Here is a 1,535-nt window from a genome sequence, read left to right on the forward strand (position 1 = left end):
GTCTATTATTTACATATTTATTTATATCTATACTTATTAGTCTATTTATCTCTTTAATTACACTTATAAGTAAACAACCAGTTTTGCCCTATAAATACCGTTAGGTATTAATTTATAGCATTTATAGACTTATTGATTAATTTACTTATTATCTTATTTAAGGTCTTGAGTACATGTTTAAATATAGCTTTATTTATCATCTTATTCACATTAATACTTAAGTTTATAATTACAGTTCTAAAAAAAGAACTATCATTTATATTTAAAGTATATAAAATATAGTCCGATATTTCAAACTATATTTTTACTTATTTTTATTTAAAAATACATTAACCATTAATAAAATATATTCAAATATTTTCGTTCATTTATTTTTAGAAGTTTAATTTTATTAATATTAACTAATCGATAAAAATACAAGTGTAGTCATCAAATTCAATTGTTTAATATATCAATGTGTTGTATAATTATAGTATAGAATTTTTTAATTTATTCGAATAATGGAGTGATAAAATATGTCGGTAATTCCTGACAATCTAAAAAACTTGGAAGAATCAACAAAATTTAATAACGTTGAAATGTTTGAGAGCTTCGATATAGAATCATTTTTATCAGGTAAAGTTCTCGCCGTCGAGAAAGTATTAGTAGATTCTCATATAAAGTTAGAACTTAGAATAGTGAAAGATAATACTATATATAATGAAGAGACAGAAATTAATGCTAACAAAGACAAATTAATTACAGCTATCTTACATGACGATATTGTAAATGATGTAAATATCGTTGATATTATTGGTAATGAAGTCACTATAAATAATATTGATTCAGAAGATGCTCTAGTTTACGGTATTAATTGTCTACAATTAACAGTTAAAGATATAGATATTAAAAATCATAAAATCGAAGATTTTAAACAAAGAGAGAGTTTTACAAAAGTTGACTATAGATTAGTGAAAATGAATCTTTTCAAAACTTTCAACTCTAATAAATTTCTAAATTCATATGAAATGAAGTTATTAACCATTTACCCACAAAATCCTACTACTGCTAGAGCAATAATTTTAATAACTAGTGATTTAACAAATGTAGAAAACGATTTATCAAATGTAGGTAAAACTTTTGGTTTAAAAGTAGAACTTTCAAATGTTAGAGATATTCCTCTTGAGTTTATTATCGGTAATAAAGATATTCATAGAGATAATATATTAGGAAATCTTTCAGGTATGACAGTCAAAAACAATCAAGTTTTACTTACTGCTGATAAAATCAGATTAACGGATAATAACAATAGTATAGTTATCGGTAAAGATACCAATATCCATACAGATAATAGTTTAAATAAAGATATGAATACTAATATAAATAATCATACAAATAGTACTATAAGTAATAGCGTAAATAACATTTTTAAGTAATAACGTAAATAACATCGTAAGTAATAACGTAAATAACATCGTAAGTAATAACGTAAATAACATCGTAAGTAATAACGTAAATAACATCGTAAGTAATAACGTAAATAACATCGTAAGTAA

Annotated in this window: 1 protein-coding gene; it reads left to right on the top strand. The window is 22.9% G+C overall.

What is annotated here, in order from left to right; all coding sequences use genetic code 11:
- Positions 1-515 precede the first annotated feature (515 nt).
- Complete coding sequence (locus tag HS848_RS12455) at positions 516-1,415, top strand: hypothetical protein (protein ID WP_198612553.1); 900 nt, start codon at positions 516-518, stop codon at positions 1,413-1,415.
- The last annotated feature ends 120 nt before the right edge of the window (positions 1,416-1,535 follow it).

The sequence above is a fragment of the Staphylococcus caledonicus genome (genome assembly GCF_016238465.1).
Taxonomy (GTDB): domain Bacteria; phylum Bacillota; class Bacilli; order Staphylococcales; family Staphylococcaceae; genus Staphylococcus; species Staphylococcus caledonicus.